Origin of the sequence: Sphingomonas panacis, from assembly GCF_001717955.1 — a bacterium.
GTDB classification, from domain to species: Bacteria; Pseudomonadota; Alphaproteobacteria; order Sphingomonadales; family Sphingomonadaceae; genus Sphingomonas; species Sphingomonas panacis.
In genome coordinates, this window is record NZ_CP014168.1 from 4464338 (window position 1) to 4485769 (window position 21432).

Consider the following 21432-nt stretch of genomic DNA (forward strand, 5'->3'; position numbering starts at 1 on the left):
CGCTGGAAGCGCCGCCCGCGAACCAGGAGAACAAACTGTGATCGCCAATGTCCTTACCATCGCCGGGACCGATCCCACGGGCGGGGCGGCATCCAGGCCGACATCAAGACCTTCAGCGCGCTGGGGGCCTATGCAATGTCGGCGATCACAGCGGTTGTCGCCCAGAACACGCAAGGTGTCCGCTCCTTCGTATCGCTCGAGCCAGAGTTCGTCGCCGACCAGATCGACTCGGTTTTCGATGATGTCCGGGTCGACGCGGTGAAGATCGGCATGGTCGCCACGGCACGGATCGCGGAGACGATTGCTGACCGGCTCCGTCACCATGGTGCGACCAACATCGTGCTCGACCCGGTAATGGTGGCAAAGAGCGGAGATCATCTCCTTGAGCCCGACGCTGTCGCCGCCGTCCTGTCCGAGCTCGTCCCGCTCTCGACTGTCATCACGCCCAACCTTCCCGAGGCTGGTGTCTTGCTGGGCGTCGAGCCGGAATGGACGCTTGAGGTAATGCGCGAAAGGATCGTCGATCTCCACCGGCTCGGCCCGCAGTGGGTTTTGCTCAAGGGCGGTCACCTGGGCAGCGATGCGACAAGTACCGACCTGCTTCTCGGGACAGGCCAAATCCTGGAGCTCAAGGCAGAACGTATCACGACCAGCAACGACCATGGCACGGGCTGCACGCTCTCGGCCGCTGTCGCGGCGCTGCTACCGGCTCTCTCCGTCGAAGACAGTGCGCGCGAGGCCAAGCGCTTCGTCCATCGGGCGTTGGCCTCCAGCGACAAACTGGACGTGGGAAAAGGACATGGCCCTTTGCATCATTTCCACGGCTTCTGGTGATTTGTGCGGGGGCGGACGGCATCTCCGAGCTTTTCCACCTCATCCTTCTGGCTAGGCGCGAAGCTCTCCCTGCCCTGACTGAAGCGGAGACCACAGAGATAAAATCTGGCGCAAATGACGCATGTTGCCTGAAATGCATCACTCTAATTTCGATCGGATCAGCGAGGTGAAAAACATATCATGGTTCAAAGGCGAATGGTCCTGGCGGGAGCGGCCGCAGCAATGACCGCAATCGGGCGCGAAGGTGCGGCACATGCGGCGGGCCCGACCGGACGTCCCTACGAGGTCTACGACGTGTTCACCGACACTCCGCTCAGCGGCAATCCGGTGGCGGTCTTCACAGCGCCCGAGGGCCTCACGCCAGAGATGATGATGGCCATGACGCGCGAGATCAACTATTCGGAGTGCACCTTCGTCTTCCCAGCTTCCACGCCGGGCTGCGATTTCCAGGTGCGGTTCTTCGCGATGAACAGCGGCGCCGAAATCCCGATCGCTGGCCATCCCACGATCGGCACGGTGTTTTCGGCGGCGGAGCGCGAATTGATCAAGCCAGGCCGGCGCTCGATCATGCTGCAACTGGGCGTCGGGCCGACGCAGATCGATCTGGAATGGCATGAGGGTCGTCTGGCATTTGCCTGGATGCAGCAACAACCGCCCAGGCTGGATGGCTTCATCGGGGATCGCACTGCGGCCGCTGCGGCCATGGGCCTGCGTGCGGAGGATCTGGCCGATCTGCCGATCCAGCAAGTCTCTTGTGGGGCGCCTTTCCTTATACTTCCGGTCAAGACCCGCGTGGCGGTGGACCGGGCGCAGCTCGATCGCGGTGCCATGGGGGCTTTGCTCGACAAGGCCGGGTTGATCCGGCGCGGCGTGCTGATCTTCTCGCTCGAGCCCGCCGGCGATGATGCCACTGCCTACAGCCGCATGCTGGGCTTCGGCGTGACCGAGGACGCGGCAACAGGCAATGCCACCGGCCCGCTCGGGGCCTATCTCGTGACGCATGACGTGGTGCCCATCGCGCAGGCAGGCCGCATGATCAGCCGCCAGGGCGTCAAAATGCACCGGCCGAGCAGTCTCTACATCTCTGCGACCGAGCAAGGTGGCAGACTGTCGATCAAAATTGGCGGGCGCGCGGTCAAGGCGGCGGAGGGACGAATGTTTGTCTGATTGGCTTCTACAGGCGCTGACGTGGACGATCGCGACCTGCACGCAGTAAGTCTCGCACGACGACGCATTGGCGGTGACCATCCGCCTTCCGGCCCAGAAAAACCCGAGATGTGGAAGGGTGTTGACGCGCTGCCGCCCTCGCTCCCTCCAAGCATCGTTCAACGAGGGTCTCCTCGCTTGAGCGAGTAAAGCGCGATGATCGCCGCCACGAACCCGGATGCTGCGCCGACCGCCAGGGCCCAGCGCGGCCCGAACCGGTCGGCGACCCAGCCGACAGTGGGTGCCCCGATCGGCGTGGCACCAAGAGCGACGCCCACGCGCAGCGCCATCACTCGCCCCCTTATGGCGGGCTCCGTGGAGAGCTGCATAAGCCCATTGGTCGCAACGACGAAGGTCATGCAGGCGCCACCGACCACCACCAATGCCGCGGCGAAGCTCCAGTAGCCCGGCGCGAGGGCGGCCATCGAGAAGCCGATACCGAGAATAAGGGCGCTCCAGAGCAGCGTCTTCAGAGTCGGTCGGGCGGTTCGGGCATTCAGGAGCGCGCCTGCGACCGTTCCTATCGCCATGACCGAGGACAGCATGCCAAAGCCCCGTGCGTCAGCGTGGAGGACGCGCACCGTCATGGTAGAAATGAAGATCGGGAAGTTCAGGCCGAACGTACCGATCAAGAACAGCATGATCAGGATCACGATCAGGTCACGCCTTCCGGCCACATATTTCAGCCCGGCCGCGAATGCGCCCGGCGCCCGTGTCGCGCGCTCCGAGGGGTAAAGCTGGTCCTTCCGTAGCAGGAACAGCGACGCCAGCACCGCCAGGAACGACGCGCCGTTGATCAGGAAGGCCCAGCCGGTTCCGACAGCGGCAATCATCAGGCCCGCCGCGGCTGGCCCCACCAGGTTGGCCATGTTGAAGGACATGGCGTTGAGCGTCACCGCATTGTGCAGATCCTCCTCGCCAACCAGCTCAGAGACGAACACCTGCCGGACCGGCGCGTCGAACGCGGCTGCCGCGCCGAACAGCGCGGCGAAGACATAGACGTGCCAGAGGCGCACGAGGCCGCTGACGGTGAGAAGGCCGAGGGCCAGCGCCAACGCGCCCATGGCCGTCTGGGTGGCCACGAGAAGCCTGCGTCGATCCATATGATCGGCCGCAGATCCCGTCCAGGGCAGGAGCAACATCTGGGGCGCGAACTGCAGCGCCATGACCACGCCCAGAACCGAGGCGCTCTTATGGGTGAGCACCGTCAGCACGAGCCAGTCCTGCGCCGTGCGCTGCACCCCCGTGCCGATGTTGGAGACAAGGGCGCCGCCCGCCCACAGGCGGTAATTGTACCGCCGGAGCGAGCGCAACGGTCCCGCGTGTTCCCGTGTCACGTCAGGTCCGGTCCGCGCCCCTCGTTGAGCCCGCCGAAATGAAAGGCACCCATCAAGCCGATCACCAGGAGACCGAGAGCAAAAGCGCCGACATCGCCGATCTCGTCGGGGTAAAAATGACCGAAGCGGCCGAGAAGCAGCCAGGCGATCGCCAAGTTCGCGAACCCCCAGAGCACGTTCACCAGCGCGGAGGACATGCCCTTGCCTGGCGGCTTGGCGAAGGGGCTCGGAAAGCGGCGGCCCATGACGCCGCTGACCAGATGCGGGACGGCGTTCAGCAAGGCCGCACCACCGAAAAAGCACGCTATGAGGTGAAGGATTGGCATCTCAGGCGCGCCCTTCCAGGAAACGGAGAATGTCATCTGTAGTCCCGGTTTCCCCGAGACGCGGGAACACCTGGGAGATGCTGTGATCGTGAGCACCAGGACGAGGATCGATCATGGCGTCAATGGCGAGAGTGACGTTGAACCCGGCCTCATAGGCCTGCCGCGCTGTGGCCTCGACGCCAGTCCCGGTCGAGACCCCGGCGATGACAACCTGGGTCACGCCGAGCGTCCTGAGCTGGTGTTCGAGATCCGTGGATGCAAAAGCGCCCCATGTCTTCTTGGTCACCCAGATGTCGCTCGGCTGAGCGCCAAGTTCATCGACGAGCTCGGCGAAACCCGGCGGCAAAGTCGCTGGAGCTCGAGAAGGTTGTTCGGTCCGGCCAGGAGCGACGCCGTCGACGTTGACCAGGATCACCGGCAAGCCCTTTGCGCGAAAAGCCTCAGCCAGTGCGCGACTGCGAACCACGACAGGTTCGAAGGTCTCGGGGGGGACCATGCCCGCAACCCCCTTCTGCAGGTCTACGACGATCAGGGTCGATTTGGGATCAAGCGTGGTCACTGGCATCGGACTTCCTTTGTCTAGCGGACGGGGCCGGATTCAGTCAGAGACGATCCGGTGGAGAAGCGGCAGGACGGCGGAGAGCTGCTCCTGCTCCTGCGGCGAGAGCTTTGCGTCGATCATGCGGGACAGCCAGTCCTGACGGAGGGCACGCCCCTCCGCGATCCAGCGGCGACACGCGTCGCTCAGGGAGAGTAAGGTCTGCCGCCTATCGGTGGGATCGGGCGCGCCCGTGACAAACCCCATCGCCTCGAGCGCGGCGATGACCGCACCCATCGACTGCGACTTCATCCCCTCTGCCCGCGCGAGCGCGGATGTCGTGGAGGCGCCTTCGCTTTCCAGGCGGAGCAGCACGGAAATTTGCGAATGGGTCAGGTCGCCCACATCGGCCTGTTCACGCAGCCGTCGTTTCAACTTGCCGGCGAAGCCACGAAGCTCGCTCGCGAGGGCAACGGCGGCGGAGGGCGAGTTTTGATTGTTCACGCCACCGATCTACACGATACGAAGTTAGACTACAAAGCTGAACGACTGACCGGCTGACGCCGGTAGGATCATGGGGAGGGGCTGAAGCCTTCCTTGTGGGTATGCCGGTCGAGATATCGCATGATGATATCATCGGTGATGTTGCCGGAGGTCGTGGAGAAGTATCCTCTCTGCCAGAAGCGCTGACCCCAGTACCGTTTGCGGATATGCTCGAATTCCTGCTGGATCTTGCGGGACGATCGGCCCTTCGCGCGACGGACGAAGTCACTGACCGAGATATGCGGCGGGATCTCCACGAACATATGGACGTGATCGCTCGACAGCGCGCCATTGATGATCGTCACTCCCATCTCGGCACAGACCTGGCGGATGATCTCTCGGACACGGAGGCGCACTTCGCCCCGCAGCACCTTGAACCGATATTTCGGCGCCCAGACGAGATGATAGCGATGATGGAAGGTCGTGTGACAACCGGTTGAATACCCCATATCCAGTATCCTCGGGAAAAGTGAGACTTCACGCCTTCGGCGGTCTCACTTTTCCCGAGGATACTGGATATCGGCCGAGTCTAAGGCTGAAGCCAGCATCCGACTGAAGTCGGAGGGGTTTCTCCTGACCGAGGACTCTAAACTTCATATTCTGCTGTTGGGGGGCGATGCTGCTTCCAGTTTCAGCGCTCGCGCTCAGCTGCGATCCGCTTCTCGCAGGCTGCTGGACATCCAATCACGGCCCTGCAATGTGCGTTATAGATAATAGATTTACCCGTTCTGCCGAGCACGTGGAGTCGTTATGAAGGTTGCTCAATCCCCTAAGGCCATTGCGTTTCAGGCACTTATCGGACCCGATTATGAGGTTCTCGAGTTTGACGATTCGACCCGCAGCGCCGAGGAGGCAGCCAAGGCGATCGGTTGCTCCGTCGACCAGATAGCCAAGTCGATCATATTCGCTGGCTCGAAGTCCGGACGGTGCATCCTCGTGATCGCACCCGGCTCAAGTCTCATCGACAAGGAGAAGCTTTCGGCTCTCGTGGGCGAGCCCGTTCGCCGGCCGGACGCGGATTTCGTACGAGAGCATACTGGCTACGCAATCGGTGGCGTTCCCCCTGTCATCACCGCCGATGAAATTGTGACATTCGTAGCTCCCGAACTTTCCCGGTTCGGTAGGCTCTGGGCGGCCGCCGGTACGCCAAACGCGGTATTTTCCCTGGACTATGATCAGCTCGTACACCTCTCCAAAGCCACAGAGGGCGATCTGCTCCAGGCCCCGGTCGCAGCTGTCGCATTCGACTGAAATTCCCAGCTGAGCCATTCCAGACGAAGTTGCCCGCTTCCTCCATTTTTGGTTGATCATGATCCCTAAGATCTCACCCGACGACGACGACCGTTCCATTGCCGGCCAGATTGCCCGCTCCCTCGCCGAGCAAATTGTAACCGGCGCTTTGCTGCCAGGCGTACGGTTGATGCAGGATGAGATCGCCACCAGGTTCAAGGCCAGTCATGTGCCTGTCCGGGAGGCATTCCGACGCCTTGAGGCACAGGGCCTCATCGTTTCCGAACCTCGGCGGGGTGCGCGGGTCGCATCTCTGGAACCCGAAGACGTCATCGAGGTCACGGAGATGCGTGCCGCCCTGGAGCCATTGGCGCTCAAGGCCTCGGCGCCGCGGCTGACCGCAGCCGATCTCGCGACCGCCAGATCCGCAATGGCCGACTGCGACGGGACAACGGATATCACCGTTTGGGAGAACGCCAACCGGCGCTTCCACGCGGCACTCTATCTGCCCGGCCGGCGCCCGCGGCTCCTCGCGAGCATCGCTGATCTGCATCGCATCAGTGCTCGTTATCTATACGCGGCCTGGAAAGATCTGGACTGGCAAGATCGTTCGAGCGCGGAACATAGCTCCATTATCCGTGCGCTTGAGGAAGGCGCGATCGACGGCGCGTCCGAACTGCTGCGCGACCATATTCTCGAGGCCGGCCACGCGCTGGCTGATCGGATGACGGCCCAACGACGCTCCTCTTGAAGGAGCCGTCGCGACGTCGTCAGCCGACGATAGCGTTATTTCCCCATTTCAAGCGCCGCATCGATCTTGGCACGAAGTCCTCTCAGACGATCGACCGGCTCATTCGCGAAGACGAAGCGGATGAAGTCCTCGCCATGCGTTTGTCCCCAGCCCGCCATCGACGTGGCACAGACGCCGACGCGCAGGAGATTCTGCGCCATTTGCGCCCCGGTCAGCCCATGGTCTCGGACACGCAGCAGCATCGACCAACCGCCGGACGGCCTGCCGAAAGGCAGGCCATCGAGCTCTGTCGCAATCAGATCGGCTCGACGTTCGAGTTCAGCAACGTAGGGCGGAAGGGTCGTCGCAGCCGACTGCAGTCCCACTGCGGCGGCATCCTGGGCGATACCCACCGGCACCACCACATTCGCGAGCGATACCGATACGATGTCGGGGACAAACGCCTCTGGCGCGACAATCCAGCCCACGCGCCATCCGATCATGCGCAGCTCTTTGGATGCTGCGCCGACAGAGATCGTGCGCGCCGCCATTCCATCAAAGCTCGCCGGATGAATGACCTTCCTTTGGCCGAACAACAGCCGCTCCATGGCCGCATCGACGATGAGCAAGAGGTCGTGTTCAATGCAGAGCTTTGCCACTGCCTCCCAGTCGCCGCGCTCCAAGACCCCGCCACTCGGCATGGAAGGCGACATGAGGAGCATCGCACGGGTCCTGGGGGTGATCGCCGCTGCCAGACCAGCTCGATCAAGGCGCCATTCGTCTCCGGGGCGGAAGTCGAACTTTACAGGTATTGGGACGCCCCCCACCAGCCGGATCCGATTGAGGAGGCCAGCATAGGTCGGGTCCGTGACCAGCACTTCGTCACCGACCTCGATGGTGGCAAGCAACGTGTTCAAGACCCCGGACAGTCCTCCTGCGGAGATGATCACATTGTCGGCGTTGTATGCCACGCCCGTCGTTCTGGTGAGATGCTGGGCGGCAGCCTCGCGCAGGTTCTTCTGTCCGACGAATGGCAGGTAGGAGTTTGAAGCGTCCTCCAGGACTGACTGCCGCGTGCGCTCCAGCACGGCGGGGTCGGGCAAGATGTCCGTGTCGAGATTCTCGAGCCGAAGCATATCGCTCGACGATGCATCGGCAATGGAACCCATTCGGTCCACACCGATCCCTTCAATGAACCTCAGACGCTCAGGACGACGCATATCATGTCCATTCTATCTATTATCTATGATTCGGAGAGATAGCGTAACCGTGTTACTCCATCAACAAATCCGTAGCTCAGATGGCCTGTCAGGCGCTGGGCGCGCTCGACCGGTTAAGTAGAGACGCTACGATCTGGTGCGATCAGATGCCGCGAAGCAGGCCTTTGGGGCCTGCCCCAATCAATGTCGCACCACGTTCCGAATCCTGGTTTCGACCGCCGGGCAGCGATGAGCCGTGAATTGTGGCCGAGGCTCCAACCCGTGCGAGCCCGACGCGCCCTGAAGCACAGCAGGCGCGCTCGACATCGTCGCTGACGTTCGAGTGGAGTGACTCCGCGTCAGTCTCGCTGGCGTGACAGATAGACGGTCGGCGCCACGCCGAGGGTGCGGCGGAACATCGCTGCGAAGGCGCTGGGACTATCGTAACCATGCTCCAGCGCCACTTCGAGCACCGACGTACCCGCAGCCAGCCGTGGTATGCTGAGCAACAGGCGCGTACGGCGCAACCACTGGCCAAAGCTCATTCCCAGCTCTCGATGGAACATCCGCGCAAGCGTTCTCGCGCTGACGTTGATTTCCGCCGCCAGACGCTCCAGCGTGCATGGCATCGACGGGTCGGCAATTACCCGCTCGCAAAGCCGCAGCAACCGTGCATCGCGCGGCATGTCGACATGCAGATGTAGCCTTGGCGCACCCTCGATCTCATCCAGGATCAGTTCCATCACCCGCTCGTCCCGGCTACCCGGCGCATATTCCAATGGGATGCTGGTGGCAGTGACAATGGCCTCCCTCAGAAACGGCGAGACCTCGATAACCTCGCAGGTTCGCGGCAGGCTTGATCGAACATCCTGGCGCACGAATACGGTGCGCATCGAAACATCGCCCGCGATACGGATAGCGTGCGCCTCGTGCGGTGGCATCCACACCGCCCGGCCAGGAGGCACGATCCAGCTCCCTTCTCGGCTTGTCACCGTCATCACGCCGCCGAGCGTGTGGATGAGCTGGGCGCGAGGATGACTGTGCGGCTCGATGTGCTCACCATCCGGGTGATCGCTCGCGAGCGCCACCACCGGACGCGGCGCCCGTTCGCAATCTTCCAGAGTCCGAATCATGTCCATATCTCGACGATTGTTGTCCAACATTCGGGAGATAGCCAGCGCTCTAAGCCGTAATGCTGACCGGCATGCGACCTTGGCCTATCAGACATGAACCCTTGCCGCGCGGCGTCCTCCTGGCGATGCTCTCGTCGACGTTGCTAGGCGGCTGCGCCACCGCTCCATCCCGGCCGCCGCACACGACGGTCGCCCTCCCCTCTTCCGCGACCGGCGATGAGACCGTCGAAGGCAAAGCGCCCGCCCGGCAATGGTGGCATCTGTATCGAGAACCGGCGCTTGATGCGCTGGTGGCCGAGGCGCTGGCCAACAATCGTGATCTTCGCGAGGCCGAAGCCAATCTCCTGAAGGCTCAGGCGCTACTGGGGCAAGCGCGAGCGCTCACCCTCCCGCAGACCGACATCTCGGCAGGCGCTGGCTATGGCAGCACGCTTCAGGACCAGATCGCCGCGGCCGGGAAAGACGGCAGCGCGATCCGCACGGGCGGCCGCTTTGATCTAGGCATCGACCTTGCCTGGGAGCCGGACCTGTTCGGGCGTCTGCGATCGACCGTCCGGGCAGCGCGAGCTGATGCGCGCATGTCCGCCGCGCTTGAGGACGAAGTTCGGATCGTCGTCGCGGCGGGGGTCACGCGCGCATGGCTCGACGCCTGCGGTTTCGCGCGTCGCGCAGATGTCGCGCGAGAATCGCTGGCCCTGGCCGAGCGCGGGCGCGAACTCGTACAGCGGCTTCGTGCAGCCGGCAGCGCCACTCCAGCAGAGGTCCTGAGGGCAGAAACATTGGTGGCCCAGACCCGTGCAGCGATCCCGATGCTCGATGCCGGACGTCAGGATGCGCTCGCCGAACTGGCTGTCCTGGCAGGACGATCGCCGACCGACGTTCCTCCTGCGGCCGCCGCTTGCCGACAACTACCGACTGTCACCGCAACCGGCCCGGTCGGAGACGCTGCTGCGCTGCTCCGTCGGCGCCCGGATGTACGGGCGGCCGAGCAGAAACTCACGTCCAGCACCGCGCATATCGGCATCGCCGTGGCGGATCTTTATCCCCGCATCGTCATCGGCGGCGGGTTTGCCGACTCCTCGCCGACGCCGGACGGTCTTGGCGAGCGGGTCAACCAGGTCTGGCGCGTCGGCCCGCTGCTCAGCTGGAGTTTCCCCAACAGCAATGCCGCGCGCGCAAGGCTACGCGCCGCGAGGGCCGACGAGGCCGGAGCGCTCGCTGCATTCGACGGGGTCATCCTCGCAGCGCTCAAGGACACTCGCCAGCGCGCGACGGACTACGCGGCGATGCTGCGCCGCCAAGACGATCTGCGGATCGCGGCGGAGCGCAGCCTGCGCGCCGACCGACTGATGCAGCGCCAACGCGCCGCGGGCGCGGCAACCGCGCTGGAGGCACTGGAGGCAGACCGAGCGTCCATCGACGCACAAGCGGCGGCGGCCGAGGCAGACATCGAGGTCGCGCGCGCGCAGGTCGCCCTCTTTAGGGCACTGGGCGGCGGCTGGGAGGATGCCCCCGCCGTTCACCTGCCAACTCCCGACCGATCGTCGCGCGCCGACGCACCGTTTCCCTCCAGCAAGTGATCGCGTCATGACCGATACTGTCAATCCAGCCCGCCCGCCTTCCGCCCGTCGTTTAGTCTCAAGGCGTGCGCTCTCCCTCGGCGCCGCTGTCGTCGGGCTCGTCGCCGCCGGCGCCTACGGGCTGCACTGGTGGACGAGCGGCCGCTTCATGGTGGAGACCGACGACGCTTACGTCCGTGCCGATACGGTGACCATCTCGCCGCGCGTTGGAGGCAGCATCGTCGCAGTGGACGTCGCCGACAACCAGCAGGTGCGCGCCGGTGAAATCCTCGCCCGGATCGACGACCGGGATTACCGACTGAAGGTGGCGCAGGCCGAAGCGGCCATCACTGCAGCAACCGCCGAAATCGAGGCGCAGCGCGCGCATATTGCCGGGATCGAAGCCGAGGCAACGCAACAGCAGAGCGTGATCGCCCAAGGCAAGGCCACCATCGCGTCGCGCGCCGCGGACGCTCGTTTCACCGATCTCGAGTATCGCCGGCAAACGGTCCTGGCACGAGAAGAGGTTGGAAGCGACCAGACGCTTGAGGCGGCCGCGGCCGCGGCACAGCGCTCGCGCGCCGGCGCCGCCGAAGCCCGCGCCGGCCTCGCGGCCGCCCGCGCCCTCTTGCCGGTGCTGGCGACTCGGCGTCAGGCCGCCATGGCCGATCTCGACAAGGCGCTGGGTATGCTGCGCCAAGCGCGGGCGGCGCGCGATGCCGCACAACTCGATCTGGCGAGAACCGTTATCCGGGCACCTGTGGACGGCCAGATCGGCCAGCGCGTGGCACGGGTCGGCCAATATGCCGACATCGGCTCGCCGCTCATGGCAGTCGTGCCGATGCAGCCCTACGTCGTTGCGAATTACAAGGAAACGCAGGCCGAGCACATCCGGCCCGGTCAACCGGTCAGCATCCGGATCGACGCGTTTGGCGGCGCGGCGCTTAACGGCAGGGTCGATGGTTTCGCGCCAGCAACGGGCGCGCAGTTTGCGCTGCTACCGCCTGACAATGCCACGGGCAATTTCACCAAGATCGTGCAGCGTCTGCCGCTTCGGATCACGCTCGATCCGAGGCAGGCGCGCGCGACCGGACTGCGACCGGGCATGTCAGTGGAAACCATCGTCGACACGCGCGGCGCGCGACCATGAGCGCGGAGGCGAAACCGGAAGAGCGCACAGACTCCGTCTCTCTGCGCGCCTGGGTCGCCGTGCTGGGCGGTGTGGTCGGCTGCTTCATGGCGGGGATGAACGTCCATGTGACCAATGCCTCGCTACCGGACGTGCGCGGGTCGCTGGGGGCTTCGTTCGAGGAGGGGTCGTGGATCACCACCGCCTATCTGGTGGCCGAAATCATCATCATCCCAATGACCGGCTGGCTCGTACAGGTGTTCTCCATGCGGCGCGTGCTGATGGTCGGAACCGGCGGCTTCGTGCTGTTCTCAATCCTGTGTTCGATGGCGCCGGATATCGACACGATGATCGTCGCCCGTGCGCTCCAAGGCGCGTTCGGCGGCGTCCTCATTCCCTTGTCCTTCCAGATCATCGTGACGGAACTGCCGCCTTCGCGGCATCCCTTCGGCATGGCGCTGTTCGCCGTTGCCAACAATGTGGCCCAGGCCGCAGGCCCATCGCTCGGCGGCTGGCTGACGGAAGCTTATAGCTGGCGCTGGATCTTCTATCTCCAGGTTCCGCCGGGGCTGTTGCTACTAGCGGCCATAGGCTGGTCGACACCGCGCACCCCGGCCGCATTCGACAAACTGCGGAGTGGCGACTGGGGCGGAATCGTCGCCATGGCACTGGGATTGTCCGCGCTGCAGATCATGCTGGAGGAAGGCGAGCGTAAGGATTGGTTTGCCTCGCCACTGATCATCGATGCCGCGGTCGTGGCGCTCCTAGGCCTGGTAGCCTTTGTCGTCATCGAGCTGCGTCGCAAGGATCCTTTCATCAACCTGCGCCTTTTGGCCCGCTACAATTTCGGGCTGGCGAGCCTCATGCAGTTCACCTTCGGCGCCGTGGTCTTCGGCGTCGTGTTCCTCGTCCCCAACTATTTCGCCGAGGCGCATGGCTATAACGCCGAACAGATCGGCCTGACCATGATCCCCTATGGCCTCATCCAGTTTGTCATGTCGTTCGCAACGCCCCGCCTGATGCGTTGGACCAGCGTGCGCGCCGTTATCATTCTGGGCTTCGTGATCATGGCGGCAGGCTGCCTCATGAACATCCATCTCGATGGCGATGCCGCCGCAAATGTCATCGTGCCCTCGCTCATCGTACGCGGGGTCGGTCAGTCGTTCATCGTCGTGGCGCTCGGCGTCATGGCGGTGGAGGGATTGGAGAAGTCCGAGCTTGGATCGGCCTCGGCGCTCTTCTCGACCGTTCGCAATGTCGGCGGCGCCATCGGTATTGCCCTCGCCAGCCAATTTGTCGTGGAGCGCGAGAAATTCCATGCCGAGCGGATCGGCGAAGCGGTTACGCTCTTTTCTGCCGCATTCCAGGAACGGATGGTGACGCTGGTCGGGGTACTGCGCCACCACGCGGTGGATCGTCACACAGCGCTACAGGGAAGCGCCGCCGCGCCATATCGGGCACAAGCACTGTCGCTATTGGACAGGAGCGTACACCACGAGGCGCTTCTCATTTCCTACAGCGACGCCTTTCTGGTGGCCGGTATCTTCATGCTGGTTTGCGCGGTTGGTGGCTTTTTGCTCAAAAAGCGACTGACCTGACAACGAACGGTGACGTCCGTCAGGGTCAGAGCTGCGCCAACGGCCGCGCCTTCAGGCAAAGATCCCGGATCGTCTCGCGGAGCCAGCGATGCGCAAAATCTGTTTCGAAACGGGGGTGCCAAGCTTGCCGGATCGTCACCGGCGGCAGGTCCAGAGGAATCGGAAATGCCCGCAGGCCGGCCGGAACGCTATGATCGCCCAGAAGGTAAAGATCAGGCAACGGGAGGACCAGATCACTGCCGCCCAGCAGCAGGAGCGCCGTTGAAAATGTGGGTGAGGTCAGGGCGACCCGCCGACGTAGGTTCAGATGGGATAGCGCTGCATCGATCGGCCCGCTCAGCCGCCCCCGCCGTGAGACCACGATATGGTCACAGGCAACGAAGCGTTCCGGCGTGATCGCATCGCCAAACAGCGCGTGGCCCTCGCACGCGACGGCAACCATCGTGGTCTTCAGCAAGGCTTGCACGCGCACTTCCGGATCCAGCGCTTCCGTGGCGCCGATGAACAGATCGACCTGCCCCTCTCGTAAGGCATCGTCATCCTCCCCCACTTCCGGCGTGAAGCGAACAGAGATGCCGGGCGCTGCATCGCTCAGGTGGCGCACCAGCGCTGGGCCGAAGGCGACAATGAAACTGTCATTGGCGCGGATCGTGAAGCTACGCAGGAGATTTCGGATCGAGCTTTCGCCCTCGGCCTGCATCATTCCAAGCGCCTGACTGACCAGGCTGTGGACAGGATCGCGCAACGCCTCGGCCCGGGAGGTCGGGACCATCTTACGCCCGGCCAACACCAGGATCGGATCGTCAAACACTCGACGGATTCGCGCGAGTGTCCGGCTCATGGCAGGCGGGCTCAATTCCATGCGCCGCGCGGCTCCAACGACGCTCTCCTCCTGTAGCAAGGCGTCGAGCGCGATCAGCAGATTGAGATCGGGATACTCCATCCTGGGTCGTCCAGTCATGATGCCAGGCGCAATGCCAATCCAGTACAATGGCTCACCATGCGTCAAATCGCGATAGCCTTCGAGAGGCATTGACCGTTTCTTCCACCAGAAAATTGGGTGTGCTGGGGCTACGATGGGCGAAGCGCCCCCCAACAACCAGTGCATCAGACGCACTGATAGAATGCGCCTCAGTCGATTTCTGAGAATCGCTCTCATCGATATCGCCAGATCCGTCCTCCGCCGGCCACCGAGATCGATGATGCCCTCTGACCCTGTCTCTTCCCAAAGATGCGCACCATGACCGCGGTCGCCGCGGCGGCGAGCGCCGCTCCCACTCCAGCCCCGACCCCGCCCGCACTGCCCGCTTTCGGCCCGCGGCTTGCCACCGGGCTGGTCGGCGTCCTCCTCGCCTCGCTGACGGCGGGCCTGAACGAGCATGTCACCGAGGTCGCGCTGATGGATGTCCGCGGCGCGCTGTCGATCGGGCACGACGAGGGCACCTGGCCGACCGCGCTGTACGAGGGGACCAACGTGGCTGCCATGGCCTTCGCACCCTGGTGTTCAGTCACCTTCTCGCTGCGACGCTTCACGATCGGCGCGGTGCTGGTCTTCGCGTTCCTTGGCTTCCTGTGCCCGTTCGCGCCGGACGTCGGCACGCTTTATGGGCTGCGGACTTTGCAGGGCCTCGCTGGCGGCAGTCTGCCACCGATGCTGATGACGGTCGCGCTGCGTTACTTGCCCGCCAACATCAAGATCTACGGCCTCGCCGGCTACGCGCTCACCGCCACCTTCGGTCCCAGCCTGGGCACGCCACTTGCGGCCTTGTGGACCGATTATGTCGGCTGGCCGATGGTCTTCTGGCAGGTGGTGCCGCTCTGTCTGATCAGCGTGATCGCGATCGGCTGGGGCCTACCGCAGGACCCACTGCGGCTGGAGCGTTTCAAGACATTCAACTGGATCGGTCTGCTCACCGGCTTTCCCGCGATCGTCATGCTCGTGATCGCTCTGGAGCAAGGCGATCGGCTGGACTGGCTGAATTCCCAACTGATCTGCGCGCTGCTCGGCGGCGGCGGGATGCTCCTGCTCTTGTTCCTCGTGAACGAGTGGAGCCATCCCCTGCCCTTCTTCAAGTTGCAGATGCTGGCACGGCGCAATTTCTCCCATTCGCTCATCACACTGGCTGGCGTGCTCGTGGTATTCCTCGGCGTGATCGTGATCCCGAGCGAGTATCTCGCCGAAGTGCGCGGCTATCGCCCGCTCGAGACCGCGCCGCTGGCTCTGATCGTGGCGCTGCCGCAATTGGTCGCCCTGCCGCTGACCGCCGCGATTCTGAACATCGAGCGGGTCGATTGCCGCTGGGTACTCGCGATCGGATTGGCGATGGTCGCGACCTCATGCGCACTTGCCAGCTTCGTAACAGCCGAATGGGTGCGGGAGAATTTCTACCTTCTCCAGATGCTCCAGATCATGGGCCAGCCGATGGCCGTGATCCCGCTGCTCATGCTCGCCACCACCGGCCTGCCACCGGTCGAGGGCCCTTGGGCGTCAGCCATGTTCAACACGACCAAGGGATTTGCCGCCGCGCTCGGTACCGGCATCGTCGAAGGGGTCGGCACGATCCGCGAACATTACCATTCGGAGATGCTGGTCGACCGGCTGGGCACGCTCGGCCAGCCCGATGGCCGCGAGGCGGGAGCGCTCACCGAACTGGCCGAGCGCATCCACACGCAGGCGATCGTCCTGACATCGTCGGACCTGTATCTCATGATGGCGGCGATCGGCTTTGGTCTGATCCTCCTTATCCCGATCCTTCCCACCCGCATCTATCCGCCGCGCCCTGCCGCGCCGGCCAAGCCTTAATGAAAGCGACGATCATGGCTTATCGCCCGACCCGAAAGCATGTTCTCCTCACGGCCACTGCAGTGTGCATCGCTGGCGTGGCGATCGGCGGCACGCGCCTCGCCACGCCCTCGGGCAAACAATCGACGGACGACGCCTATGTGCGCGCGGACGCCACCATCGTGGCGCCCCGAGTGGCTGGGCAGATCGTTTCCCTGCTCGTCGACGACAACCAACCGGTCAAGGCGGGGCAACTGCTGGCGCGCATCGACGATCGCGATTATCGCGCCGCACTGGCCAGCGCTGAGGCCGAAGTCGCCGTCGCCAAGGCAGACGTCGCCAATTTCGAGGCTGAAATCGCGCGCCACCCTGCCTTGGTGGCACAGGCACAGGCCACACTGCGTGCCGACCAGGCGGCCACCGCCTTTGCTCAGGCCAACGCCGTGCGCTACCGAAACCTCTCGGCGGGCGGGGCCGGCACGACACAAGACAAGCAGCAGGCCGACAGCAGCTTGGCCGAGCGGTTCGCGACCAACGATCATGATCGCTCGGCACTTTCCGCCGTCCAGCAGCAACTCGGCGTGCTGGAGGCCGGCCGCGCCAAGGCAGCAGGAGCGCTCAGCCGCGCGCAGGCGGCGCTGGATCAGGCCCGGCTCAACCTGTCCTATGCCGAGATCCGCGCGCCCATCGACGGCATGGTCGGTCAACGCACCATCCGGGTGGGCGCCATCGTCGAGGCGGGGACGCCGCTGCTCGCCGTCGTGCCGCTAGGCAAGGTCTATGTCGTGGCGAATTTCCAGGAGAACCAGCTTGCCAATATGCGCCTCGGCCAGCCGGCGTCGATCCGGGTCGACAGTTTGCCCGGCGTGACGCTGAAAGCGCATGTGGACAGCCTCGCGCCAGTCACCGGCCTCGCGCTCGCGCCAATCGCGCCAGACAACGCGACAGGCAATTTCACCAAGGTGGTCCAACGCCTGCCAGTCAAGCTGACCATCGATCCGGGCCAGGCGGCAGCCGCACGCCTGCATGTCGGTCTCTCCGTCGTGCCAACGGTCGATGTCACGGCGCGCGGCAGTGTAGCAGTGATCGGGATGGCACGTTGATGGGCCGGTCTGCTCCCGCTCTGCGCGGTGCGTCAGCCCTGGTCCTAGCCGGCACGCTCCTTTCTGGCTGCATGGTCGGGCCTGACTTTCACCGGCCCACAGTCGCATCGCCACCTACTTTCGCGCCCGTAGACCGCGCCACCGCCCCCAGCCGTCCCGAAGCCTCTCCGATCGCAGCGGACTGGTGGACTCTGTTCAACGATCCCAAACTCTCCTTGCTGGAAAGCCGTCTCGCGGGCGCCAATCTGGACGTGAAGGCGGCCACCGCGCGCCTCTTCCAGAGTCGTGCGCAACGCCGCATTGCAGGCGCACGCGCATATCCCAGTGTCGGTGCCGCCGGTTCGTACAATCGCGAGCGCGCGAGCCCGAACGGCATTCTCTCCCTGATGGGCACCGGCCCGGCAGGTTCGCAGCAGCAGTCGGCAAACGGTACAGCCCCGTTCGGCGTATCCAGCCTTCCCGGTTCGGACGGATCGCCACCCTATGACCTTTGGCAGGTAGGGATCGATGCGTCCTGGGAGCTAGATCTGTGGGGCCGCGCAAGGCGGGGTGTTGAGGCCGCCAACGCCGCCCTGCAGGAAACACTGGAGGACCGGCGAGCTATCCTGTTGTCGGCGCAGGCCGAGCTGGCGCGCGACTATGTCGAGTTGCGTACGACCCAGGCATTGTTGGCCATCACGCGCCACAACCTCGACGACGCCCGCGACAGCGTAAAGCTCACCCGTCTCCGGCTCGAGCAGGGCGTCACCACCAGCCTCGACGTCGCCGACGCCGAGGCGCAGCTTGCCACCATCGAAGCGCGCCTGCCCACGCTCAACGCGCGGCAGGATGCTCTGATCAACGCGCTGAGCCTGCTCTTGGCCGAGCAGCCAGGCGCGCTCGCCGGCGAGTTGGGCGACAATGGCGATCTCCCCGCCCTTCCCGAGCGTGTCCCCGTTGGCCTGCCGTCCGAGCTTGCGCGGCGGCGGCCCGATATTCGCCAGGCCGAGGCGGCGCTGCACCGCGCCACCGCCGAAATCGGCGTGGCAAAGGCCGATTTTTATCCCAGCATCTCGCTCACCGGCAGTTTCGGAACGCAGTCGCTGGCTTTATCCAATTTCGGCAGCTGGGCCTCCCACCAGTTCATCGTCGGTCCCTCCATCTCGCTTCCCTTCTTTCAGGGCGGCAGGCTCAAGGGCGCGCTGGAATTGCGCAAGGCGGAGCAACAGGAGGCCGCGATCCGTTTCCAGCAAACCGTGCTGAAGGCGTGGCACGAAATCGACGATGCTTTGACCGCCTATGACGCCGAGCAGCGCAGGAGCGATCGCCTGGGCGAAGCAGTCCGGCAAAACAGATTGGCGCTCTCCGTCGCCCAGCGCCGCTACCGCGAAGGCGCTGTCGATTTTCTCAACATATTATCGGTTCAGCGCGCCTTGCTGAGCGCGGAAAATGACCTTGCCGAAAGCCACGGCCAGTCGGCGGCCAATCTTGTCGTACTTCTCAAGGCGCTCGGCGGCGGCTGGGAACGGACCTTTCCCGATGCCCCAGTGCGATCTCAACCGATCAGGACCGGCGCCGGGACAGGTTCCTGAGTGTTCATCCCGACCTCAAGTGTCCACGGTCCCCGATATTTCAGCTTTTCCCGTCGCGCGCACGCACACGAGCGGCCTGACAACCGCAAAGGAAGGTAGAAATCAGATGTTCAAAACAATCCTTGTCGGCATTGATGGGACCGAGAGTTCCGAAAACGTCGTAGGGGTGGCGGCCGATCTGGCACGCCATTTCGATGCGGCCCTGCATATCGTGTGTGCGGTTGATGCCGCGTACTTCCTCGACGAACCCGATGGCGCGCGGCCGACCCAGGTCGATGAAATCGATTATCCAGCCGCCGCGATCGAGCGTGAGCGCGCGGACAACATGGTGCGGCAAACGGTTTCGGACCTCCGCGCGAGAGCAGTGGATGCCTCTGGTTCCGTCGTCCCCGGCGAGCCGGTGGCGATGTTACTTGAAGCGGCACATAAGCTTGGCTGCGACGCGATCGTCCTCGGACACAGGCATCTGTCCTGGCTCGGCAGGCTCACCGAGCGTTCGGTGTGCCACGAACTGCTCGAAAAATCGCCTTTGCCCGTCTTGGTCGTACCCGCCAAACCAGCATCGACCTCGGCTTGAAAGGATGTATGAAAGGGTTGGTGGGATCTTGAGAGATCGCGGCAAGCACCTCCCAGGGTTATTGCGGCGTCGGAACTCTTGAACGACCGCAGCGGCTGATCGGCCCGGCCTGGATGAACTTTGGACCGCCCCCTCCCGTTCTGATTTGGAGTGGGAGGACACCCTTCAGGTGCGTCCCGTTCTCAGGGCCCTCGCCCATTCGTGGCGGCCATTCGTCTCGGCGACACGTGCGGCCTGTTCCCAATCATATTCGACGCGACGGATTTCTGCTGACCAGCCTCGACCATCGTTCGACACAATCGCATACCGCGCGTGCGGCGATTCCGCCTCGACCACATGAGGATAGGGACGATCATCATCGTAAGCGGGCAGACCCACGCTCCCGGGATTTACGATCAGTCGGCCATCATCCAACGTTTCGACCCGCGCCAGATGCGTATGGCCACAAAGGATGACGCGGGCATCGACGGTCCCTGCGCGATCCCTGATTTCGGCACGTGTTGCTCGGCGTAGCCCCTCAGGGCCGACAGTCTCCAGAAAATAGGTCAGGTCGCTATCGGGCGTGCCATGAACGAGCAGAACTTCGTCATTGAGCCGGATCGTAGAGGGCAGACTATCGAACCATTCCAGATGAGCCGGGGTCAAGGTTTCAGCCGCGTAGCGATCCGACGGACCCATCTGCTCAACGCTCAACGTTAAAACCTGTCTTTCGTGATTTCCCCGGACAGTGGGCAATCCCATCGGGATGAGCCGCTCCGCAGTCTCGCGCGGAAACAGGCTTCCGGAGCAGATGTCCCCAAGGTTCACCACCTGATCGACGCCAATCTTCTGTATATCGCTTAGCACCGCGTCGAGAGCGGCAAGATTGCCGTGAATGTCAGATATCGCTGCGATTTTCATGTCGTCCCCTTCAATTTGCCGGGTGACGCTTTATGGCTCGCTCCGTTTCGTTGCCGGTTCGGCCACATCCTCCCACGGGGAGTGCCACCTTGCCCGGACGGCAGGTTGGCGTTGGGCGTCGCCCCAACTCTTGATGCTGCGCTACTCCTATGACGCTAACCCGGTACTGACAAGGACCGACCTGGGATGCGATGGTCAGCACCACAGTGCGCCCTTGACCATGTGAGGTTTGGCGCAGCCCTTCTCGGGGATTGGCAGGGACTGACCGGAGCGCCATAGCCCGAGGTGCTGTTGAATGTTCGGCATCTCGGCGTCGATGACGGCCAGCGGATTGCCATCTCCGTACCGAGTCGCACTACGATAGTGCAGCACCTGCTGGTAGGTTTGGCCGATCAGGCGATTGACCGTGATCCAATAGCCAAACGGCGCATTCGCTGTGGGTTCGGCCGAGATCACAGCGCCCCGCAACGGACCCTGCGTCATGTAGCGGATTTCCTGATTGTTGTTCCTTGACGTCGCCTTTTGAGAAGCAATCACCAAGCTGTCTCGCGCACGATCGTAGCCGATCAGCGCCATCGCACGGCGCTGATCGCCGTTGCCACCGTGGAGGCTGCCGACATCGACGCGCAGCAAGAGCACATCCTTCGTCGGGCGCAGCAGCGTCGGCGTGCCGAGATAATGGGGCTGACTGAACGTATCTGGCGCGCCATCACCAGGCACGAGCAGCAACGTATCGAGGCGCGGTTGGCAGGTGCGACCGCCATCCTTGCTAAGGCACAGCGTAATCGCGCCGGGCTCGGTTTCTTCGGCGGACGGCGTGTCACTTGTATCAGGACCCTGCGTGGCGGTGAGGCGCCAAGGTGAGCGTGATGCGAATGGCTTCGAGAGATCCATTGAGACGATCGTCTTGACCGACCCGGCGGCAACTGCAGTCGCCCCTGGGTTGCCGAGGGATATCGCCATCAGCCAGCTCGTCGCAAAATATCGTGCTGCTTTGTTCCAATCCATCGGGATCACTCGTTCGCCTGTCTCTGGTGGCAAGCAATTTAGCCAAATTCGAAAAGCCGGGAATTCGAATCTGCGTGCCCCTAGGAGGCTAACAGGCTGCGCTTCTGATCTGCCGCCGAGCCGATTGGT

General features: G+C 63.7%; 21 protein-coding genes and 1 riboswitch. Of the genes, 11 read left to right on the plus strand and 10 right to left on the minus strand.

Annotated elements, in window-relative coordinates:
• The first annotated feature begins 135 nt into the window (after positions 1-135).
• Complete coding sequence (gene thiD / locus J0A91_RS20655; protein WP_206364944.1) at positions 136-834, plus strand: bifunctional hydroxymethylpyrimidine kinase/phosphomethylpyrimidine kinase; 699 nt, start codon at positions 136-138, stop codon at positions 832-834.
• A gap of 222 nt (positions 835-1056) precedes the next feature.
• Positions 1057-2001, plus strand: coding sequence for a PhzF family phenazine biosynthesis protein (locus J0A91_RS20660; RefSeq protein ID WP_069206479.1), 945 nt, complete (start codon positions 1057-1059; stop codon positions 1999-2001).
• A gap of 158 nt (positions 2002-2159) precedes the next feature.
• Here the strand turns inward: J0A91_RS20660 and J0A91_RS20665 are convergent, their stop codons facing one another.
• The 5 genes from J0A91_RS20665 to tnpA form a co-directional block, all read right to left on the minus strand.
• The gene (locus J0A91_RS20665) at positions 2160-3377 is read right to left on the minus strand and encodes an MFS transporter (RefSeq protein WP_069206480.1); all 1218 of its coding nucleotides are present in this window, start codon (positions 3375-3377) and stop codon (positions 2160-2162) included.
• On the minus strand, positions 3374-3739 hold the full coding sequence (locus tag J0A91_RS20670) for a hypothetical protein (RefSeq protein WP_240502106.1): 366 nt from the start codon (positions 3737-3739) through the stop codon (positions 3374-3376). Before J0A91_RS20670 ends, J0A91_RS20665 begins: the two co-directional genes overlap by 4 nt.
• Positions 3705-4268: an isochorismatase family protein gene (locus J0A91_RS20675; RefSeq protein WP_069206482.1), complete on the minus strand. Its 564-nt coding sequence runs from the start codon at positions 4266-4268 to the stop codon at positions 3705-3707. Before J0A91_RS20675 ends, J0A91_RS20670 begins: the two co-directional genes overlap by 35 nt.
• A 33-nt stretch (positions 4269-4301) precedes the next feature.
• A complete protein-coding gene (locus J0A91_RS20680) occupies positions 4302-4745 on the minus strand; it encodes a MarR family winged helix-turn-helix transcriptional regulator (protein ID WP_069206483.1) in 444 nt (147 codons plus the stop codon).
• 68 nt (positions 4746-4813) lie between these two features.
• Positions 4814-5233 carry an IS200/IS605 family transposase gene (gene tnpA / locus J0A91_RS20685; RefSeq protein ID WP_069206484.1) on the minus strand — a complete coding sequence of 140 codons (420 nt, stop codon included), beginning with the start codon at positions 5231-5233 and terminating at the stop codon, positions 4814-4816.
• A gap of 301 nt (positions 5234-5534) precedes the next feature.
• Between tnpA and J0A91_RS20690 the strand changes: the two genes are divergently transcribed.
• Together J0A91_RS20690 and J0A91_RS20695 are read left to right on the plus strand one after the other, a co-directional pair.
• Positions 5535-6035, plus strand: a complete 501-nt coding sequence (locus J0A91_RS20690) for a YbaK/EbsC family protein (RefSeq protein ID WP_069206485.1) — start codon at positions 5535-5537, stop codon at positions 6033-6035.
• Between the two features lie 58 nt (positions 6036-6093).
• Entirely contained in the window at positions 6094-6765 is a 672-nt protein-coding gene (locus J0A91_RS20695; protein ID WP_069207526.1) for a GntR family transcriptional regulator, read from the plus strand.
• Positions 6766-6800: 35 nt separating this feature from the next.
• Here the strand turns inward: J0A91_RS20695 and J0A91_RS20700 are convergent, their stop codons facing one another.
• Both J0A91_RS20700 and J0A91_RS20705 read right to left on the minus strand, forming a co-directional pair.
• Positions 6801-7964, minus strand: a complete 1164-nt coding sequence (locus tag J0A91_RS20700; RefSeq protein ID WP_069206486.1) for a pyridoxal phosphate-dependent aminotransferase — start codon at positions 7962-7964, stop codon at positions 6801-6803.
• A gap of 338 nt (positions 7965-8302) precedes the next feature.
• Positions 8303-9076: an AraC family transcriptional regulator gene (locus tag J0A91_RS20705; protein ID WP_150127010.1), complete on the minus strand. Its 774-nt coding sequence runs from the start codon at positions 9074-9076 to the stop codon at positions 8303-8305.
• Between the two features lie 101 nt (positions 9077-9177).
• Here J0A91_RS20705 and J0A91_RS20710 point away from each other — a divergent pair, with 101 nt between their 5' ends.
• The 3 genes from J0A91_RS20710 to J0A91_RS20720 are packed head-to-tail and all read left to right on the plus strand — an operon-like array spanning position 9178 to position 13362.
• A complete protein-coding gene (locus J0A91_RS20710) occupies positions 9178-10656 on the plus strand; it encodes an efflux transporter outer membrane subunit (RefSeq protein WP_240502107.1) in 1479 nt (492 codons plus the stop codon).
• Positions 10657-10663: 7 nt separating this feature from the next.
• Positions 10664-11785: an HlyD family secretion protein gene (locus J0A91_RS20715; protein WP_069206488.1), complete on the plus strand. Its 1122-nt coding sequence runs from the start codon at positions 10664-10666 to the stop codon at positions 11783-11785.
• Positions 11782-13362: a DHA2 family efflux MFS transporter permease subunit gene (locus J0A91_RS20720; protein WP_069206489.1), complete on the plus strand. Its 1581-nt coding sequence runs from the start codon at positions 11782-11784 to the stop codon at positions 13360-13362. Before J0A91_RS20715 ends, J0A91_RS20720 begins: the two co-directional genes overlap by 4 nt.
• A gap of 25 nt (positions 13363-13387) precedes the next feature.
• Here the strand turns inward: J0A91_RS20720 and J0A91_RS20725 are convergent, their stop codons facing one another.
• Positions 13388-14305: a LysR family transcriptional regulator gene (locus J0A91_RS20725; protein WP_069206490.1), complete on the minus strand. Its 918-nt coding sequence runs from the start codon at positions 14303-14305 to the stop codon at positions 13388-13390.
• Between the two features lie 297 nt (positions 14306-14602).
• Here J0A91_RS20725 and J0A91_RS20730 point away from each other — a divergent pair, with 297 nt between their 5' ends.
• The 4 genes from J0A91_RS20730 (at position 14603) to J0A91_RS20745 (ending at position 19395) form a co-directional block, all read left to right on the plus strand.
• The gene (locus tag J0A91_RS20730; protein ID WP_206364945.1) at positions 14603-16165 is read left to right on the plus strand and encodes an MFS transporter; all 1563 of its coding nucleotides are present in this window, start codon (positions 14603-14605) and stop codon (positions 16163-16165) included.
• Positions 16165-17247 (plus strand): HlyD family secretion protein, encoded by a 1083-nt coding sequence (locus J0A91_RS20735; RefSeq protein WP_206364946.1) that lies wholly within the window; start codon positions 16165-16167, stop codon positions 17245-17247. The genes J0A91_RS20730 and J0A91_RS20735 overlap by 1 nt, the downstream gene beginning before the upstream one ends.
• The gene (locus J0A91_RS20740; protein ID WP_069206492.1) at positions 17247-18818 is read left to right on the plus strand and encodes an efflux transporter outer membrane subunit; all 1572 of its coding nucleotides are present in this window, start codon (positions 17247-17249) and stop codon (positions 18816-18818) included. Before J0A91_RS20735 ends, J0A91_RS20740 begins: the two co-directional genes overlap by 1 nt.
• Before the next feature lie 106 nt (positions 18819-18924).
• Positions 18925-19395, plus strand: a complete 471-nt coding sequence (locus tag J0A91_RS20745; protein WP_069206493.1) for a universal stress protein — start codon at positions 18925-18927, stop codon at positions 19393-19395.
• Between the two features lie 165 nt (positions 19396-19560).
• Here J0A91_RS20745 and J0A91_RS20750 read toward each other — a convergent pair whose 3' ends face one another.
• Positions 19561-20295: a metallophosphoesterase family protein gene (locus J0A91_RS20750; protein WP_069206494.1), complete on the minus strand. Its 735-nt coding sequence runs from the start codon at positions 20293-20295 to the stop codon at positions 19561-19563.
• 36 nt (positions 20296-20331) lie between these two features.
• Positions 20332-20437: riboswitch (SAM-I-IV-variant riboswitch) on the minus strand.
• A gap of 53 nt (positions 20438-20490) precedes the next feature.
• A complete protein-coding gene (locus J0A91_RS20755) occupies positions 20491-21303 on the minus strand; it encodes a hypothetical protein (protein ID WP_069206495.1) in 813 nt (270 codons plus the stop codon).
• Positions 21304-21432 lie beyond the last annotated feature (129 nt).